Annotated in this window: 13 protein-coding genes; 3 read left to right on the forward strand and 10 right to left on the reverse strand. The window is 44.3% G+C overall.

All coding sequences use genetic code 11. From position 1 onward, the window contains the following. Positions 1-92: 92 nt before the first annotated feature. Positions 93-971, forward strand: a complete 879-nt coding sequence (locus P5Y91_RS01180) for a polysaccharide deacetylase family protein (RefSeq protein WP_277838780.1) — start codon at positions 93-95, stop codon at positions 969-971. 126 nt (positions 972-1,097) lie between these two features. Here P5Y91_RS01180 and P5Y91_RS01185 read toward each other — a convergent pair whose 3' ends face one another. The 3 genes from P5Y91_RS01185 to P5Y91_RS01195 all read right to left on the reverse strand — a co-directional run bounded on the left by P5Y91_RS01185 (position 1,098) and on the right by P5Y91_RS01195 (position 3,231). Continuing rightward, positions 1,098-1,940: a CPBP family intramembrane glutamic endopeptidase gene (locus P5Y91_RS01185; RefSeq protein ID WP_049523709.1), complete on the reverse strand. Its 843-nt coding sequence runs from the start codon at positions 1,938-1,940 to the stop codon at positions 1,098-1,100. A 49-nt stretch (positions 1,941-1,989) separates the two neighbouring features. Next, positions 1,990-2,562 (reverse strand): HD domain-containing protein, encoded by a 573-nt coding sequence (locus tag P5Y91_RS01190; RefSeq protein ID WP_023918398.1) that lies wholly within the window; start codon positions 2,560-2,562, stop codon positions 1,990-1,992. A gap of 99 nt (positions 2,563-2,661) precedes the next feature. After that, positions 2,662-3,231, reverse strand: coding sequence for a TetR/AcrR family transcriptional regulator (locus P5Y91_RS01195; RefSeq protein ID WP_049483763.1), 570 nt, complete (start codon positions 3,229-3,231; stop codon positions 2,662-2,664). 129 nt (positions 3,232-3,360) lie between these two features. Here P5Y91_RS01195 and P5Y91_RS01200 point away from each other — a divergent pair, with 129 nt between their 5' ends. Next, positions 3,361-4,203, forward strand: a complete 843-nt coding sequence (locus tag P5Y91_RS01200; protein WP_049483762.1) for a DegV family protein — start codon at positions 3,361-3,363, stop codon at positions 4,201-4,203. A gap of 192 nt (positions 4,204-4,395) precedes the next feature. Here the strand turns inward: P5Y91_RS01200 and P5Y91_RS01205 are convergent, their stop codons facing one another. The 4 genes from P5Y91_RS01205 to P5Y91_RS01220 are packed head-to-tail and all read right to left on the reverse strand — an operon-like array spanning position 4,396 to position 11,579. Beyond that, on the reverse strand, positions 4,396-6,042 hold the full coding sequence (locus P5Y91_RS01205) for a hypothetical protein (protein ID WP_155124814.1): 1,647 nt from the start codon (positions 6,040-6,042) through the stop codon (positions 4,396-4,398). Continuing rightward, positions 6,032-6,775: an ABC transporter ATP-binding protein gene (locus P5Y91_RS01210; RefSeq protein ID WP_045759582.1), complete on the reverse strand. Its 744-nt coding sequence runs from the start codon at positions 6,773-6,775 to the stop codon at positions 6,032-6,034. Before P5Y91_RS01210 ends, P5Y91_RS01205 begins: the two co-directional genes overlap by 11 nt. A gap of 38 nt (positions 6,776-6,813) precedes the next feature. Then, positions 6,814-8,445: a M20/M25/M40 family metallo-hydrolase gene (locus tag P5Y91_RS01215; protein ID WP_277838781.1), complete on the reverse strand. Its 1,632-nt coding sequence runs from the start codon at positions 8,443-8,445 to the stop codon at positions 6,814-6,816. Between the two features lie 23 nt (positions 8,446-8,468). Further along, positions 8,469-11,579: a CocE/NonD family hydrolase gene (locus P5Y91_RS01220; RefSeq protein ID WP_155124813.1), complete on the reverse strand. Its 3,111-nt coding sequence runs from the start codon at positions 11,577-11,579 to the stop codon at positions 8,469-8,471. Positions 11,580-11,751: 172 nt separating this feature from the next. On the opposite strand from P5Y91_RS01220, the gene P5Y91_RS01225 reads away from it, so the two are divergent. Continuing rightward, positions 11,752-13,233 carry an alpha-amylase gene (locus tag P5Y91_RS01225; RefSeq protein WP_223141787.1) on the forward strand — a complete coding sequence of 494 codons (1,482 nt, stop codon included), beginning with the start codon at positions 11,752-11,754 and terminating at the stop codon, positions 13,231-13,233. Positions 13,234-13,422: 189 nt separating this feature from the next. On the opposite strand, the gene trxA is transcribed toward P5Y91_RS01225, so the two are convergent. The 3 genes from trxA to P5Y91_RS01240 all read right to left on the reverse strand — a co-directional run bounded on the left by trxA (position 13,423) and on the right by P5Y91_RS01240 (position 18,957). Then, positions 13,423-13,737 (reverse strand): thioredoxin, encoded by a 315-nt coding sequence (gene trxA / locus P5Y91_RS01230; RefSeq protein WP_049483759.1) that lies wholly within the window; start codon positions 13,735-13,737, stop codon positions 13,423-13,425. A 97-nt stretch (positions 13,738-13,834) separates the two neighbouring features. Continuing rightward, a complete protein-coding gene (locus P5Y91_RS01235; RefSeq protein WP_277838782.1) occupies positions 13,835-16,852 on the reverse strand; it encodes a CocE/NonD family hydrolase in 3,018 nt (1,005 codons plus the stop codon). 119 nt (positions 16,853-16,971) lie between these two features. Continuing rightward, positions 16,972-18,957 carry a peptide ABC transporter substrate-binding protein gene (locus tag P5Y91_RS01240; RefSeq protein WP_070449107.1) on the reverse strand — a complete coding sequence of 662 codons (1,986 nt, stop codon included), beginning with the start codon at positions 18,955-18,957 and terminating at the stop codon, positions 16,972-16,974. Positions 18,958-19,091: the final 134 nt, after the last annotated feature.

Raw genomic sequence — 19,091 nt, forward strand, 5'->3', positions numbered from 1 at the left:
GAATTTTCATGACAGGATCTGCCTGTAGCAAGTTCTGGAAAAGAACATAGAATTTGTGGTACAATAAAGAAAATAATGAAAACGGTGACACTATGAGTAAACGAAGAGTACCTAAAAAAATCAAAGTCCTACTTGGAATTAATGCACTCCTACTGGTCTGTATCTTTATTTGTAGCTTTCTTCTGATCAAGCGGATCACTCAGCCGAGTGGCGGGAATACCAGTGGCACTGCCATGACGCGCTCGCTAGATGAACACAGTTCCTCTATCGAGTGGACTCGTGTGAAAAAGCCGGTCAAACTGCCCATCCTCATGTACCACTCCGTGCACAATATGGCCGAGTCTGAAGCTGCCAATGCTAATTTGATCGTCGATCCAGAAACCTTTGAAAGCCAACTAAAGGCCCTAAAAAAAGCGGGTTACTACACCCTGACACCTGGGGAAGCCTATCGCATCCTCGTCAAGAACGAAGTACCCAAAGGAAAGAAATTTGTCTGGCTGACCTTTGATGATGGCGTCGAAGATTTCTATACTATCGTCTATCCGCTTCTTAAGAAGTACAAGATGACCGCCACCAATAATATCATCACGGACTTTACCCAAAAGGAAAAAGAAAATGTCCTGACCTTTGACCAAATCAAAGAGATGAAAAGTGCTGGCTTGACCTTTGAAAGCCATACGGTCAATCATCCAGACCTAGCCAATTCCAGTCTTGAGACCCAAAAGAATGAGCTAGTTGCTTCTAAACGCCTGCTAGATAAGGTGCTGGATCAAAATACCAGCGTTATCGTCTACCCATCCGGTCGCTACAGCCAGGTCACGATCGACCAAGCCAAGAAAGCTGACTACAAACTAGGCCTCACCACTAAAAATGGAATCGCCAGCTCCGCTGATGGCCTCTATTCCCTCAAACGAGTTCGGATCCTTCCAACCACTACAGGAGAGGATCTCCTAGCCATGATCCAAGAATAAAGAAAGACCCCTGTCTGAAATCATTGTTTCAGACAGGGGTTCTTGTTACTTCCTTATAAACAATTCCTTTTTAAACCGTCGGTTTATAAACTGTAATAGGATTCAAAATTTCCTAAAAGAGCTACATCATTGATTAGCTATCGTCTTTGACTTTCTTCTATAAATGATCAAAACAATTGCAAATGACAACAACTGCCACAGAAGAATTCTTACTATCTGCAAACTATCCCCTTCAGAATTTGAAACCACATGAACTAGATTCGAAGCAAGATTGTTGAAAAAATGATCTCCTAACCCAAACCATAAGGAACCTGTCATTTTGTAGAGTAAGGACCATTTGATACTCATCATTCCCGCTAAGATAACATAGCCTATGCCCATGGCGATGAGGTTTACGAGTGACGACTCTCCTTGAAGATAATCTCTTAAGGGCATTACCAAGTGCCATATTCCAAATAGGAAGGCTATAAAGAATAGACTCTTGCGGTAAGAAAGCCCTTCAAGAATTTTTGTGAAAAGGCCACGAAATATTCCTTCTTCCATCCAGACATTTATCAGGTTAAACAACACACTTGAGAGAATAAGTAAGATTCCTGCTTGAGATACTTTTTCGTTTGTTAAGGAAAAACCACTGGCGTAAAACGATAAGTGAACATTGCCATGAAGAAACAAGAGAACAATGCACTCAACTGTATATGCAAAGACGGAACACACTAAGCCAAAGAGTAGCCCCTTCCCTATACCACTCACGGTTCCGTCAGGACTGAAACCAATATCTTTCCATCTTAATTTACAAATTGAAAGGACTCCCCACAGTAGAAGAATTCCAAAAAGTTTATGTAGAAAATTCTCAGATAAGAAGGTTTTATCCGTCCTAATATAGAAGTATTCAATTAGCCTTGCTACTGAGCAGATAACAAATATAATTGAACAACTTAAAATAGGTTTCTTTATTAGTTGATTTAGCATATCTTTCTTTCAAATAAGTCTTTTATAAAAGTTAATTTCAATATTTCACTCAGTCCAATTCCTTCTCTAGTTCTTTTAGAAAGGTGATTAAAAATTGATGGCGACTTTCTGCCATTTGTTTGGCAGTCTCCGTGTTCATTTCATCTTTTAAGAGGAGCAACTTGTCGTGGAAATGTTGGACGGTATCAGTAAGGGGTCTCCCTTTGTGGCCACCATAGGAAAAAGTTCGCGCAATTCCTACAGCTCCTATCGCATCGAGCCGGTCTGCATCCTGGACAATCTTGCCTTCTAAGGTTTCTGGATGTTTACCGCGATTTTTGCTGAAAGAAACAGCATTGATTACCCGACAAATCTGCTCGATTTGGTTTTTAGGAGTACCGATCTCTTCTAGAAACTTACGAGCATTCGCATGATTCTCTGTTTGAAACAATTTATCATCATCAGCATCGTGAAGAAGAGCTGACAAGCCCACTATCTCCAGATCACATGGCCCTTCTGCTTGTGCGATTCTCATAGCATTAGTATAGACGCGGAGGGTATGCTCTACATCATGGCCATCCGCTCGATCAGCAAATAAGGTTTTCACATACTGCTTAGCAGCAAGAATTCGTTCTTCCATCATCGTTCTTGTCCTTTGAATAATCTATGTATAGTTCTATCTATTCATTTGGGCTAGTTATGGAGAGGGGCAGTTTACTTTAAAACCACCTATCGGTGGTTCTTACTTCTTCTTTTGTGGGAAGAGGGGCAGGCCAAGGGTCGCGATCTTCTCAGCGGGTATCTTCATGCCATCCTTGATCCATTTGGAGATCACAGAGACAATGGCGGAGCTCCAGAAAGAATTGAGGTAGCTGCCAGCACCATTTGAGGAGTTGCCATTTCTTTTTTCTAGAAAATCATAGACTGCCTTGGTCAAGAGCCGCTCAAAATTGTAATCAATGGCCAGGCTGATGATCTTAGCTTCTTTCTTGACTTCCTTGAAGAGGTAGACCCAGACTTGGTAGAGATCTGTCTTAAGGTTATAGCCATCTAAAGACTTGGTAATCTTTGCGATACTAGATTGAAAGATGGATTCTAGAATCTCTTCTTTGGAGTCATAATTCCGGTAAAAAGCTGCGCGAGAGACACCGGCACGTTGAACTAGCTCAGAGATGGTAATCTTTTTCAGATCTTTTTTCTCCAATAATTGCAGGAGAGAGATTTCGATGGATTCTCGTGTAATCGCATTGTTTTCTTGGTTAAATCGTTTGAGATTTTCCAAGGATTTCTCGGATATTTTTCTTTCTGCCATAACATTTACTTTCTATCTGTCTCACCTGATGATATCTGCTTGGATAGCATTGTACTTCATGATATAATTGTAAAAGAAGACATACTACTTGTCAATGTACATTTTTATATAACCATGAGGTAAAAATTAATGAAATGGAAAATTATTGCGGATTCCGGCTGTGACTACCGCTCTTTGGACAATCTGGCACCAGATACGGAGTTTGTCAGTGTCCCACTGACCATCCAAGTGGGTGATACCATCTATACAGATGATGCCCAACTCAATATCGATCAGATGATGGAAGAGATGTATGCGACTGCGACTGCTTCTAAGTCTGCCTGTCCAAGTCCAGATGACTACATGAAGTCTTTTGAAGGGGCGGATAATATCGTCGTTGTCACTATCACAGGTACCCTTTCTGGTAGCTACAATAGTGCTGAGGTAGCCAAGAAGATTTATCTGGAAGAGCATCCGACTACCAATATCCACGTCATTAATAGCTTGTCAGCTGGAGGCGAGGTGGACCTGATCGTTCGCAAGCTCAACCAGTTGGTCGCTGAAGACCTTGACTTTGATCAAGTGGTCGAAGTCATTACCAAATACCTAGAAAAAACCAAGTTGCTCTTTGTTTTGGCCAAGGTCGATAATCTGGTCAAAAATGGACGTCTCAGCAAATTGATCGGAACGGTTGTCGGGCTCCTCAATATCCGTATGGTTGGGGAAGCTAGTAAGACGGGTACCCTTGAGCTGCTTCAAAAAGCACGGGGCCAAAAGAAAGCGATCAAGGCTGCTTTTGATGAATTAACCAAGGCGGGATATAAGGGCGGACATATTACTATCGCCCACCGCAACAATGAAAAATTTATCGAGCAATTCTCTGAATTGGTTCGTGAAAAATTTGCCCATGCAATGATTGAAGTCCTTCCTACTTCTGGACTTTGTAGTTTCTACGCCGAAGAAGGCGGGCTCCTCATGGGGTATGAAATTTAAGTTAGCACTAAAAAGAGGCTGGGACAAAAGTCCTAGCCTCTTCTTGTTTTTAGATTGTTGAGCAAGACGCAGTGGTTGAGTGGGCTCTACTACGCTGATTTCATCAACTTTACAGCCCTACTCAACTGTGCGGTGGTGGGACGACGAAATCGAATTCTAACGAATGACCGATTTCTGTCCCACTCTCTCTTTTTATTCTCCGATCTCTTGGTAGAGAGTCCGGATTTTTTTGCGGTAGATGGCAGAACTGATCCCTGCTCCGATGAGCAGGATGACACTATAAAGGATCACAGCCAGCAGGGTGCTGACGGAATGATAGGTCCAAATGAAGCTGACAATGATCAAGAGAAACATCACAAAGAGAAAGACAATCAAGAAAATAGACTGAAGGACGGCATTCCCTCGATGACGGGTCATCAACTCCGTGATATTGGTCCAATTGGTGCTAAAATTTTGAAAATCTTTGACATAGTCTCGAATGCATATCGGAATAGTGGTTACGACCCAGATCAGCAACATGGCAAGGATGGCCAAGGGATGGACGCCAAAATAGAGACAAACACCAACCAGAAGAATGACAGGAAGGATGGATTGCACCAGATAGAGCAACCAAAACTTCAGGAAGAGATAGCGCTTGAAATCAATAGGGAGCGATCTCAAGTACTCAAAGTTTTCACGCTCCAGCGAAATACCGATACTGGTCAAGCCTCCAAAACTGTTGAAAACACCGATCAAGAAGGCAACAAGGGCCAGTGGCACCAGATACTGGGGTGTCAAGTAAGGACTGAGGCCTCCTATATTCTTCGATGCTCCTGCTGCTCCACTGAGGAGGAAAATATATGGCAGAATGCTCATCATCAAGAGGACTTGCACCATAAGGGTTCCATCAAGCAAGAGTCTGCGATGATACTGAATGACAAATCGTCTAAAAGAGTCTTTCTGACCCACATGGATCGCTCTCACGCGCTCTTTGACGGTTTGGTTTGTCGAAACCGCAAGGGCTGCATCATAAAACTGCGGGATCACAAGTTTACGAACCAGGGCGATCAGAACTAACAGCACCGCGATCCAGCCCAAGAGGCCAAGGATCGCTCCCCCATCAAAAGGATGGAGGATAAACTGATGAAAGGCAACAAAAGGCGGAAAAAGAATGGGAATATCCGCTCCACCCGACATCTCTACCCGGTGAGTTTGGACTAGATTTAGATAAAGATAGGCGCCTAGACTGAGAAGGGAGCCGATTCCGATCATGATGTTGGAGACCAGAGTCGTGTGTTTTTTAAAAAAGAGGGTCTTAGTGATCAGATGGGATAGAATGATCGTCGCTAAAAAGAGAACGGCTAAGAGAATCAAAGCACAAAAGATTCCCAGCAGGATCCCTATCGGATTGAAACCACCTGCTTGCACAGGGAGGATCAAAAAATAGCTGATCAAGGGAAGGATAGCCATAAGGAGGGTCAGGATGACCGAGATACTCTTTCCTGCAATGACTTCCGCATCTGAAAAGGCATAAGGCCGGTAAAACTGCAGGTCCTTGCTTTCATAAAAGACATTGTAAAAGCTCATAAAGCCTTGGGAAATGGTCATCAAGGAAAAGAGGGCGACCATATTGACAAAGAAGGCTGGTTGGTTCACAAAATCATAGATACTAAAGAGCAAGCCAAACAAGACGAAATAGAAAAAACCTAAAGCGAGATAATTGAGCACCGATTTGCGGGCAACATTGAGTTTGACGTCCGGTTTTTTGGCCTGTTTGGCACGTAATTTTGCGATCTGGGCTGGCTGGCTGGCATAGATGATATTGACATTGACCAACTGTTGGATGATCTTAAGACGCATGATCGCCACCTTCTTCCTTCCGCCCCGCTAAACTGAGATAGATACTCTCCAGGCTTTGTTCGGGGTGTTGGCCCTTCAATTCCTCGATCGTCCCATAGAAAATGAGATTGCCTTTTTTGAGAATAGCGATCTTATCACAGAGTTGTTCGGCCACTTCTAAGACGTGGGTAGAGAAAATAACGGTCTTTCCGCGATCCGCATGTTGGCGCATCATTTGTTTTAAATCGTAAGAAGCCTGCGGATCCAACCCGGTCATTGGTTCGTCCAAGACCCAGATATCTGGATCGGATAAGAGCGCTGCAATAACAAAGACCTTCTGGCGCATCCCATGTGAAAAGGATTCAATCACTTCATAGCGGTGGCTCTGAAAATCAAAGATCCGAAGAAGCTCCTCCAAGCGTTGATCACAGTCCTTCTGACTCATATCATAAGAGGTCGCAACCAACTCCCAGAATTCATTGGCTGTGAGACGCAAGAAAAGATCCGGCGAATCCGCCACATAACCGATCTTCTTTTTGATCGCAAGCCGATGGCTATAGAGGTCCTGACCGTCCACTTCAATCGTCCCAGTGCTTGGGGTGATGACACTGACCAGGCTCTTGATGGTTGTGGACTTACCGGCTCCGTTGTGGCCAATCAGTCCGACAATTTGCCCATCTTCGATGGTCAGATCCAAGTGGTTGAGGGCAATGTGCCCATCGTAATCTTTGGTAACTCCGTGGAATGTAATCATACTAACTCCCTTTACGATCCTCACAGGGATCGTTTTTCTTATTCTGTTGATAAGCGATCATCGAAATGGTAGAGCAAATCTAGCAGATAGGTTGGAATGGTCTCCAAGAAATCTTCTTGGTAAACCCGCTCTCCTCGCTTATGCAATTCTTTACCCCAGGGCCCGAGATTGATCGCTGGAACCTGAATTCGAGCAATTTTATCCAGATCCAGATCATAAATTTGAGCCGGAGTGGCTAGGCTATCAAGGACGACTTGATAAGAAGCCACATCCTTTTCCAAGGCACAATAGCTGGTGTCGTTAATCCCCATAAAGTATTCTTCGACCTTCAAGCTATAGCCTCTTTTGTCCAGATACTGGCGGTAATCCTCGATCAAGGATTCGATTTTGAGTTCTGTATTGTCCAAAAAGCGACAATTCATAGAAGGATAATATGGGGGCGCAAAACCAATGACCACCATGGGATCCTTATCTCCGAGAAACTCTAGGAGTCGCTGGATTTGCTGGATTGCAAGGCTCTGGTAGCTGGTACCATTACGAAAATCGTATTCCGCTTTTTGGTTAGAAGCTTCCCTAAAGGCTTGGTAACCTTCTATGGCTTGGCATCGTTCCTCTAGTTCTTGATAGGTGATGACTCTTGGCCTTGCAATCATATGGTCTTGGCCAGCCTGATCCTGCAAGTGCTCATACTTCTTGTAAAAGGCATCCAAGGCCTCCTGACTAAGCTCATAAATCCGCTGTAGGAGCTCTTGGGGTGTTTTCTTCAAATGCAGAACACTGAAATAACCAGCCGCATAGAGCACGGTCGATACATCGTACTGGTCCTTCAAATCTCTGAGATAGGACCAAGAAGGAAGGGGAGACGTTTCTCCCAGCGCCTGATCTGCCAGATCGGGATGAAGATCTAGCTGGCTTGCGATGGCCACTAAGAGTGACAAGGCATTGATCCCTTTAAGGGGCTCCTTCATATGGGACAAGACACCTTGTGCCACAACGACCGGCATGAGTTTGCCGACTGTGCCAATGTGAAGGACCTTTTCTTTTCCTACCTCTGATTCAAAGGGTTCTGAATCCACTGCTAATACATAATTCAGATCAAACTTCTCCTGCAAATCTGTGAGGAGGCCCAAAGCTCCACGCATCCCACGTGAATAGGATTCCTCATCTCCAACAGAGAGATAGAGCAGATTGACCTGACCTTCCACGGGATCTGCCGCATAGGCTTCCAGAACCCCCAATTGAAGGGCCAATGCTGCTTTCATATCGCAAGACCCTCTGCCAAATTTCCATTCCCCAGAAGCTAAATCTTCCTGCATATCAGGTCGACTGTCCAGTCTTTTCAAAGCTTCTGCTACTTTATCAGAATCGAGCGCGATCTCTGCCAAATTTCCATAGTCTTCTAGATCAACTGTATCATGGTGGTGGAAAAGGATAACTGTTTTTTTCTTTCCCTTATCAACCAGGGCCCAATTGACCGACCGATGCAAGTGATCCTGTGGCACCTGATAGCGCCCAAAATGGTCCGGGTGTTCCTTGAAATAGGGGATTTGTCCAATCCGTTGATCCAGGTAGGCTTCGATTCCTTGCTCGGTCTCAGTATTGGTGAAGCTTGGAATCGCCAAGGCTTCGGAAAAAATCGTTTCGATGCTCTCTCTATTGGTGGTTTTCACTTTCTCTCCATCCTTCTTTTCTACTATTCATCTTTGTGAGCTTTGCCAAGTGACAAAAGGCTGGTGAGCATGAGTCCTAGGAAGCCAAAGAGAGTCCAAGAGCTTGTTGCTTGACCTGTTTTTGGAAGGCTTGGTTGGCTTGTCACTTCTATCTTATCTTTATCAGCTCTTTGAGCCAATTCTTGTGCAGTTTCTTCTTTTTGTTCCTTACGGAAGTCCATCGGATCTCGACCGTGGCTTGGTTTTTGAGGAATTTCAGAAATAGCTGGATTGGTTGGCGTCATTGGATTACTTGGAACAATTGGTTTTTCCGCTTGATCTACTGGACTTGGGTCTTGTTCAGGATCTACTTTTGGTTGAATGGTTGCAATTGGCAAGATCCGATCTGCCAATGACGCATAGTCTGTATCTTTTTCACTTGGTTGATAACGGAACAAGAGAGATCGACTGTCTTCTACGATTGGAATCGTTGCAGAAATAGAATCTGTCTTGAAGGTCACTTCATAAGGATCTGCAAAATAGATGTAATCTGGATCATAGGTGTGCAAACTCAAAACCAGTCGATGGCCTTTTTTCACTGTATAGAGATTTGGTTGCAGATACATGGTGTAATCATGATATTCGTTTTCTTTCAGATCAATAGAATGACTAGAACTTGCTGAGTCATAGCGAGATGCTGGATTGGCCAGATTCATCCAACCACGCGCAATCACCACACTCTTAACCTTGTGGGTCTTGTAACGTTTGAGAGGCAAGGTTTCAAGGTTGCTACCATTCCAGTAGCCTGTCTCATCGATGGTTTCTTTTTCCAATGTGCGCGTGCTATAACCGTCTTTGTCATAGGTGATTTCTTCTTTGACCACATCAAAGTCTTCGTCTGAAACATCCATCAGGGTCGCACTGACATGGGCATGGTTTTTGTCTCCCTTGACAAAAGCAGCGCTAAAATGCACAGGAATATGGCCTTTGATGGTGACATCTTGGTCGACGGTGGCTGCATAGGAAGCTGCCACTTCGGAAGAATGGAAGGCTGCATCTTGGTTACGTGTAGTCCAGTTATTTCCTGTACCATAGTAATCGCCAGTTACTGTCACATCCTCCCGTTTAGAGTAGATTCGAGCGGAGATGGCATTGTTGGTATCCCATTTATCAAAACGACGCCATTTACTTGGATCTAGATTGTCCTGAGCTGTTACTTGTGGAAGGTTTTCAATCCCATTTTCAATACCGTAGAGGTAATGGCTATACCAGAGATTCATCAGGTCATTAAAGGCTTGGCCTGCGACTTCTGTCCCTGACCAACGAGTAGATGGATAGATGTGATTGCCCTGGTGGAGCAAGACCTTGGCATCGATCCCCGCCTTTTTATAGGCTTCTAACATGAGTTCAAAATGTTTGGGTTTGACATTGTCATCATTGAGCCCTTGGATAATGAGAGGGGCCGCTTTCAGATTGGCTGCATTGAGCGTGTAGTCGCGTTTAGCATATTCTTCGTTGTAATTATGACCATCCTTGTGTTGGAGCTCATTGAGCTTGGTGATATAGGCTGCATAGTAATCCTTGACCTTGTCCCAATCTTCCTTGTCAAGGATACGACCAGAGGTATAGACAGATAACCAGGAAAGGTCATTGGAAGCTCCTGTATCAAGGGGAGAGCCTTGGCTGTTGAAATGGTCATACCAACTAGCAATCCCTGCGGCTGGCACAATGGTCTTGAGCCCTTCAACCCCAGTGGACGCTACACCAAATGTCGTCGTACCTGCCCAAGACAAGCCTGTCATAGCGACATTGCCGTTGGACCAGTCTGCCTTAACTTCCTGGTTGCTAGTCTTATCAGAGTAGGCTTTGCGTTTGCCGTTGAGCCACTCCACGATATTCTTGTATGCGGCCACTTCAAGATCAGAGCCGGTCGTATTGATCCCGTCTGATCCTTTTGAGCCCAAACCACTACTGGTCACCACTGCATAACCACGAACTAAGAAATAATTGTACCAGTTGAGATTTTCGTAATCATAATGCGTATAATCTTCAGAGCTTTCACGTGGATTGACGTAGTACCAATCCTTTGGATCAGTTGCTTTGGCTACTTCTTCTGTCGTAACAGACTTGGTTGCTTGGCGTTTGGCAGGTTTTTCATAGAGCTTGGCCATATCGAATTTTCCACCTTCTTTGAGGCCAATTGCCTCTAAGGTACGCTCTTCTGTTGTTCCTGTTACATAAGGACTAGCTTCAAAAATGGTCGCAGCTTTATAGTCCCCATTGACAGCAGCTTTTGGCACCTGCACGAAGGTCTTGACCAAGTCAGGCTTGCCATCTCCATCCGTATCATAATCAGTTTCCACATAGACAATATAGCGGACGATGTCACTCTTGTCATAGGAGTAATGCTCCGGATCGTCCCCTGGCGTAAATGGGAAAATAGGTTGTGCTTTGCCATTCAAAAAGAGAGGTGTCTTCTTGTCAGCTCGGTAAGCGGCACGGAGCTGTTTGGCTACATCAACCATCGAAGTGAGATTAGTGACTGGAGCAGAGCCCTCCACTCCTTCCTTGACCATCCCTAGGCTCTTGGCAAAAGCTAATCGGTCTTTATCAGTAGATCCGACTTGATTTTCCTTGGTAGAAGCCCAGTTCAATAGTTGATTGACTGCCTCCGTCACAGTGACTTCTTTTTCACGATCCTGATCGGTTACAGTTGCACCAGTAATTTCAGCCAAGTCTCCTTGGGTTACTTTTGGAGCTGTGCTCACCTCTTGACTGCCAACGGTAGGCGTCGCAGGCGCAGGGCTTGGCTGATTGGCTAGAGTGGACTCAACAGTTGGGGCGCTCACTACCGCTGGACTTGACGCAGGTTCTTCATGTAGCTCAGTCGTCGGAGTAGTTGTCGGAGCGGTTGGCGAAGTGGTTGGTCTGTTAGTTTCTGAAACCTCTTCCACTTTTTCAGGATGTACGGTTTCTTTAGTGTCTCCTTGTGTTGAGGTCACTGTTTCAGTAACTTCAGGACTTACCGTAGAAGGAGTAACCGTCTCCTCAGTAGTTGTGCTGCTTACTTGGTCTGCTTGCACATGCTGGGCGAGTACAGCAGGACTAATCAGTAAACCTGCAACGAGTAGAGAAACAAGAGTTGTTTTTTTCATAAAATGGTCTCCTTTCACCATTTTCAAAGTCAGTCCTAGCGGAGCCTGACTCTATTATGTTATATTCTCACTTCATTTCTTTCATGTATGCGATTTCTTTTCTAGAAAGGGCTTGCTTCCAGCGCAAAAGTTTGTCGCATCCAACTATTTTTGGTAAAATAGGAACATTCACATGAAAGAAGAAATAAAAATGGAAAATCAAACCTTAATGCAATATTTTGAGTGGTATTTGCCCGCTGATGGGAACCACTGGACGCGTCTTGCTGAAGATGCGCAACACTTAGCAGACTTGGGTATTCGTAAAGTCTGGATGCCACCTGCCTTTAAAGCTACATCTAACAATGACGTTGGGTACGGAGTCTATGACCTCTTTGATTTGGGCGAGTTCGATCAAAAAGGAACGGTTCGTACCAAATACGGTTTCAAAGACGATTATCTTCAAGCCATTCAAGCCCTCAAAGATGCAGGGATTCAACCAATGGCCGATGTCGTTCTTAACCACAAAGCTGCTGCAGATGGTTTAGAAGAATTCGAGGTCGTTGAGGTCGATCCGATGGATCGAAACAAGATCCTTACCGAACCTTTCACCATTCAAGGATGGACCAAATTCACCTTTGATGGCCGAAATGGCGCCTATAATGACTTCCACTGGCATTGGTACCATTTCACCGGTACGGACTACGATGCTTCACGTAATAAAAGTGGGATCTACCAAATCCAAGGGGACAACAAAGGTTGGGCCCATGGAGATCTGGTTGACAAGGAAAACGGAAACTACGATTACCTCATGTACGCCGATATCGATTTCAAACATCCCGAGGTTGTAGAAAATCTCGACCAATGGGCTGAATGGTTTATCGAAACAACAGGGGTTGAGGGATTCCGTCTGGATGCAGTCAAACACATTGACTCCTTCTTTATGAAGAATTTCATCCACAATATCACCAAAAAATATGGTGAAGATTTCTACGTCTTTGGTGAATTTTGGAATGGGGACACAGAAACCAACGATGAGTACTTGGAAAGCATTGACTACTTATACGACTTGATCGATGTGGCCCTCCACCAAAATCTCTTCCGAGCTAGTCAAGAAGGTGAAAATTTCGACCTTCGAACTATTTTTGACGGAACACTAGCGCTCAATCATCCTGAACAGGCCGTAACCTTTGTGGACAACCATGATACCCAACGAGGGCAAGCCTTGGAATCTACCATCCAAGAATGGTTTAAGCCTGCAGCCTATGCCTTGATCTTACTTCGTGAAGCTGGTTTGCCTTGTGTCTTCTATGGAGACTACTACGGTATCGAGGGCCAATTTGCGCAAGAAAGTTTCCAAGGGGTCCTCGATCGACTCTTATGGGTTCGTAAAGATCTGGCCTATGGGGAAGAAACGGACTACTTCGATGATCCTAATTGCATCGGTTGGACACGTTCAGGTTCAGAAGAATCAGCACCAATCGCCTGCTTGATTTCCAATAACCAAGCTGCTACAAAAGTCATGGAGATCGGCTCATCCTACGCAGGCCTCACCTACTATGATGTACTAGAAAATTGTAGCGAAACCGTCCAAGTCCAAGAAGACGGTACTGCTGAATTCCCAGTGGCAGAACGTTCCGTCAGTGTCTGGGTAGCCCAAGATACAGAGGGGCAATAACCTTTATATGTAATTTTCTCCTAGGATCTACACCTTCCTAGGAGAATTTTTTCCTGTAAAAATTTTATAGGAAATACAGCTTCATTTTAGCACTATAAGAAAGCGCTGTCAATGGGTATCGCGTCTATTTGAAAGAAATAAAGAGCATCAAAAAAACTCGTTTTCCGGTTTGGAAAACGAGTCTTCTTTTTAGCTCAATTCTGCAATGATTTCTTTCAATTGGGCTTTCGTATGAACTCCAGCCACTTGTTTGACAACTTGTCCATCTTTTTTAAAGAGAAGAGTTGGAATCGACATGATACCGAATTGACGCGCTGTATTTGGATTTTCATCGACATCCATCTTACAGATTTTCAAATCATCTTCATGTACTTCTTCTGCCAACTGATCCAAGATTGGAGCTTGCATGCGGCATGGACCGCACCAAGTTGCCCAAAAGTCAATCAAGACAAGGCCTTGGCTGGTTTCTTGTTCAAAAGTTGCATCTGTGATTATGTGTGCCATATTTCCTCCTTTTTCAGTAGTGACTACTGATTCTGCATTTCTAATTTTATTTTACACTAAAAGATGCCATTTTAGAAATATTTGCTACGGGGAGTCCTTAGGCATCTTCTCTCTTTTTGCGCCAAAAGATGAGGCTAGAAGCTGTTAGGCTAATCACCCCTAAGAGACCCAGAGAATGGTCTTTGCTCCCTGTTTGAGGAAGCGTATGATCTGCTTTCTCTCCTCCCACTACAAGAGTTGCAGCTTGAGGATCTTCTGCCAATCCTTGTGAAACAAATTGAGGTCCATAAGATACAGCTAGTGTATGAAGAGAGTGCTCTTGTCTTGCTGATCCTATTTGCATCTGCTCTGCTTTTTCAGGAAGAGTTTGGCTTGGTTGGACAAAGGATTCTGGGCTTGGAAGCCTATATTCTTCCTTGTAGTGCACTTCTGGAGCGACTAGAGCAGCACCTTCAACTTCTGGTAAATTCGCATAGTCTGTATCTGTTGCACTTGGTACATAAGCTGCCTTTTGGGCGCGGGTCTTTTCAACAATTGGAATCGCCGCCTGGATAGAATCTGTCTTAAAGGTCACTTCATATGGATGCTCCACCGTTAAATCAGATGGGTCATAGGTGTTGAAAACAAGTGCTAACTTGTGACCTTTCTTAACCGTATAGAGATTTGGTTGGAGATAGACCGTATAATCGTGGTATTCTCCCACTTTTGGCTCGATGCTAGCTCGTGAGCTTGCTGAATCGTAGCCAGACTCAGGGTTCGCAAGGTTGATCCAGCCTTTCGCAATCACCTTGTACTTGGTCTTGATGGTTTCGTATTCGGCAACAGATAGGTTGCTTAAATTGCTTCCCATCCAGAAAGCGTCTGCCGTTTTATCTTGCTTGACGCTACCATTTCCTACCACGCCAAAGTCCTCATCTGCCACATCTACCAAGAGGGCGTTGATTTGGAAATTCTTTCCTTGACCCTTGGCAAGAGCTGCCTTGAAATGAACAGGGATGTGGCCCTTGATCGTAGTGTCCTCAGTAACATCAGAAACGAAGGTCAGATTGGCCTTAGAGGAGGCTTTGCTGACAGTTTCATTACGGTTAGCGATCTCAACACCTGCAGCCGCATAATCACTAGAAATGGTTTCTTCTAGACGTTTCGAGCTTGCATTCAAGAAGAGACGTTGACTGCTCTTCCAGTTATCATAGCTGGTCCACTTGCTTGGATCATAGTTGTTTTGAGCTAGGACCGCTGGCAAGCTTTCGACGTGATTGTCCACTCCGTAGAGGTAATGGGTCAGCCAGGTATTGAGCAGGTCATAAAAGTCCTGACCATTGGCGGTGATGCCGTATCCCCGTGACATAGCCGCTGGATAGACGTGATCTCCTTGGTGGAGATAGAGCTTGACATCTTGGCCTGCTTTCTTGAGGGCATCGTACATGAGTTCAAAGTGTTTGGTCTTGACATTGTCATCATTCAAGCCATGGACGATCAGGGCGCTGGTCTTGAGATTTTCCGGATGAAGGGTATAATCCCGCTCCTTCCAGACATCACTGTAGTTACGATCATGGGCGTACTGGTCCTTGTTCAATTGGTTGATGTAGTTGGAATAGTTTTGCCAAATCCCTGCCCAGTCGTCTTGGTCCAGCATCCGCGTGCTAACGTAGAGGGATAGCCATGAAAGATCACTATAAGGCGCATTGCCAAACTGGGTTCCTTGGCTATTGAAATAATCATACCAAGAGGCAATCCCTGCTGCTGGAACGATGGTCTTTAGGCCTTCTACGCCTGTCGCTGCCACACCAAAGGTCGTGGTTCCAGCCCAGGAGAGACCGGTCATAGCGACATTGCCTGTTGCCCAGTCTGCCTTGATTTCAACATTGCTAGTCTTATCGGTGTAGGCCTTGCGTTTGCCATTGACCCACTCGATGATATTCTTGAAGGCATTGATTTCGAGATCAGAACCTGTGGTGTTAAATCCTTCTGATCCCTTGGTACCAAGTCCCGCACTCGAGATAAAGGCATAGCCTCTGACCAAGAAATAGTCGTACCAGTTCAGATCTTCGTAGTCATAGATATACTCGTAGGGACTGTAGTAATACCAATCCGATGCCTTGGCTTTTTTGGCTGCTTCTACTGTTGTTTCACTGCTTACTGGCTGTCTCTTTGCAGGTTGGCTGTGCAGTTTCTTCATGTCATAGCTACCGTCCGTTGGAAGCCCCAAACTTTCGAGGGTCACGTAGTTTTCATCAAGCGTCCCCGCTACGTAAGGGCGCGCTTCCAGAATAGTGGCTGCCTTAAAATCACCTTGCGCTACTGCTTTTGGTAGTTGAACAATGGCTTTGACTAAGTCAGGCTTGCCATCTGCATCGGTGTCATAGTCTGTTTCAACATAGACTGGGAAGCGGACAATTTGGCTGTCCTCATATTTGTAGTCTTCGTCTGCTTTTTCTCCCGTCGTATAAGGGAAAATAGGCTGGGCACGACCATTTAAAAAGAGAGGGCTTTTCTTTTCGGCCCGGTAGGCATCATAGAGTTTCTTAGCTGTTTCGTACATCTTGGCCAATTCTGGCTGACTGACCTTACGAGTCAGATCTTCTGATGTTTCAATCAAACCTAAACTCTTGGCAAAGCGTTCCCGATCTGCTTGGCTTTGGCCTAATTGGCTTGGATCCGTTGTTGCCCATTGAAGCAAGCCACTAACAGCATCTTGAACTGTCAACTCTTTAGAGGTCTGATCACTTGCAAGGGTCGAACCTGTGACTTTTGCCAAATCCTGACTTGTTGCCGGTGCTTCTGAAGTAGGAGTGGATTGAGGTGCAGCTTCCCTGTTTGTTACTACTGGAACAGTTGGATCACTTGGTGCTGTGTGGGCTTCTCTTGTATGAGCTACTTGATTGGCACCTGCTGCCCGATCCAGCGATGCCTCACTTGAGTTTGTCCCTTCTTCACTAGCGGCAGTGCTTGCGTCACTAACTGTCGGTGTTGCTTCAGTAGATGGAGCATGGACCACTTCTGTGGATGGGGCTAACTCTTCTGTCTGCTCATCTGCTGCTGCTACTTGGTGCAAAACCATTGGCGCGATCAGTAAGCTCGATGCGACAATGGAAACCATTGTTTTCTTTTTCATGTCAGTCTCCTAACTTTTTGTAATCAACACTCCCATTATACTATGTAAGCGTTTTAAGATCAAACAGATATTCATCTGATCCACAAAAAAACCGAGGCATCAGCCTCGGTTATCGATCCTTATTTAACGTGTTTCTTAAGATCTTCTTGTGCTTTTTTATTTGACTCTGCTTGTTCTTTTTGCCATTTTTCAAGGGCTTTGTTGTAATCAGCACTTGTCACAGCTTTGTCTTGGAGTTTCATTCCTTTGTAGATCACGTGGTCTTTTCCTTTACCACCAGTCCATGCAAATGGAGCTGAGAATGGTTCGATACGTGTCAAGAATGGACGTCCAGTTGATGAAGAAGTTGGCATAACAAGGGCGCTATCAGTCAACCAAGCTTGCGCAGCCGCATATTTTTCATAGCGTTTGTTGACGTCTTGTGTTTCTGCACCAGCATCTTTGATCATCTTTTCAAAGTCGTACAGACCAACTTTTTTAGCTGCTTCATTGTTTTCACTTGGGTCAAATCCAAGGAAAGTCTTAGTATTTTCACCAGATGAAGCTTTCAAGATATCCATGTAAGTTGATGGGTCTTGGTAGTCAGGGCTCCATCCAACATTATCAGAGAGATCCCAGTCTTCGCCAGCCGCATTTGGTGCAAAGAGGGTCACATTTTGAAGGTCTTCTTTCGAAAGCATTTGGATATCGATGACGACATTTTCTTTACCAAGCGCTTCTTCAACTGATTGTTTGAAAGATTGCACCCGTTGAACTCTTGATGGAGTGGTTTGGTCCACAGGCATATCGATGTGAATTGGGAATTTCACACCATCTGCTTCCAAGGCAGTCTTCGCTTTTGCAAACTCTTCCTTCGCTTTCTTCGCATCGAAGAGACCGTTTTGACCATCATCTAGTTTAGTAGATTTCCACTCATCTCCATAGGTATCCAATTGTGTTTTCACCATTTCACCGAAGGTCTTGCCATCAGCTTGGACAAATGTTGGTGGAATGTAGAGGTTACGGATGATCTTGCTTGCTCCGTCTTTTCCGTTCAATTGAGCAGCATAAGCTTCACGATTGAAGGCAAAGCTGATCGCTTGACGGAAGTCCTTGTTCAAGAGGGCTTTCTTAGTAGATTGTTTTTCTTCATCGGTCTTCTTAGCTGTGTGTTTGTAAGATTGACGGTCGATGTTGGTACCAATGACATAAGAAGCAGCATCTTGAGGAGTGTAGGTGATTTCGTCTTTAAATTCTTTGGCTTGCTCTGAGTAACCAGATCCAGTTGGGAAAAGTTTTGCCAAGCTAAGAGCATTTTCACCGAATGATTTGGCCAATTTACTTTGGTCTTGTCCATCGTAGAATTCCAATTTTACATCTGAGACGTAGACCTTGTCTTTATCCCAGTAGTTTTCATTCTTAGTCATTTCGATAGAAGATTTTGAAGTAAAGCTCTTCAAGATGTAAGGACCATTGTAAAGAAGGGAGCTAGTATCACTTGCTTGAGCGAATTTATCCCCTTTTGATTTTACGAATTTTTCGTTGACAGGGAAAGTGATCCCAAGTGTCAATTTAGAGTTCCAGTAAGATTCTGGTTGGTTCAAAGTGATTTGAAGGGTATGATCATCAACTGCTTTTACTCCTACAGCTGAGAAATCTTTATTTTTGCCACTGACGTAGTCATTCAAGCCTTTGATAGAATCTTGGATGATGTAGAGCATTTCTGATTTGTTATCAGCCGCATATTTGATTCCTGTGACGAAATCTTTAGCTGTTACATCTGCATACTCTTCGCCTTCTGAATCATACCATTTGGCATCATCACGAAGTTTATAAGTATAAGTCAAGCCATCTTGCGAAACTGTCCAATCTTTTGCAAGAGATGGAATCAAGTTCCCGTATTTATCATTTTCAAACAAACCATCAATCAAGTTTCCAGTGATATCGTGGGTTGCTGCTTTACCAGATGTGATATAGTTTAGGTTTTCTGGCTCAGTCTCATAGACATATGAGAATTTTTGACCGTTGCTTGAGCTAGATGATTTAGAACCACCCGAACAAGCTGCTAGGATACCTGCTGAAAGGAGGGCAACTCCCGCAAGTGCAATGACATTTCTTTTTTTCATGTAAAACTCCTTAAGAAATTTTAAGTTTATTTTAAGATTATACCACAAAGATTTTCAGAAGAAAAGAATTTTCAGAAAATTTTAGTTTATAAAAAAACTACTCCGGAGAGTAGTTATCAATTTAACTTTAAGAC

Origin of the sequence: Streptococcus taoyuanensis (genome assembly GCF_029589235.1) — a bacterium.
GTDB lineage: Bacteria > Bacillota > Bacilli > Lactobacillales > Streptococcaceae > Streptococcus > Streptococcus taoyuanensis.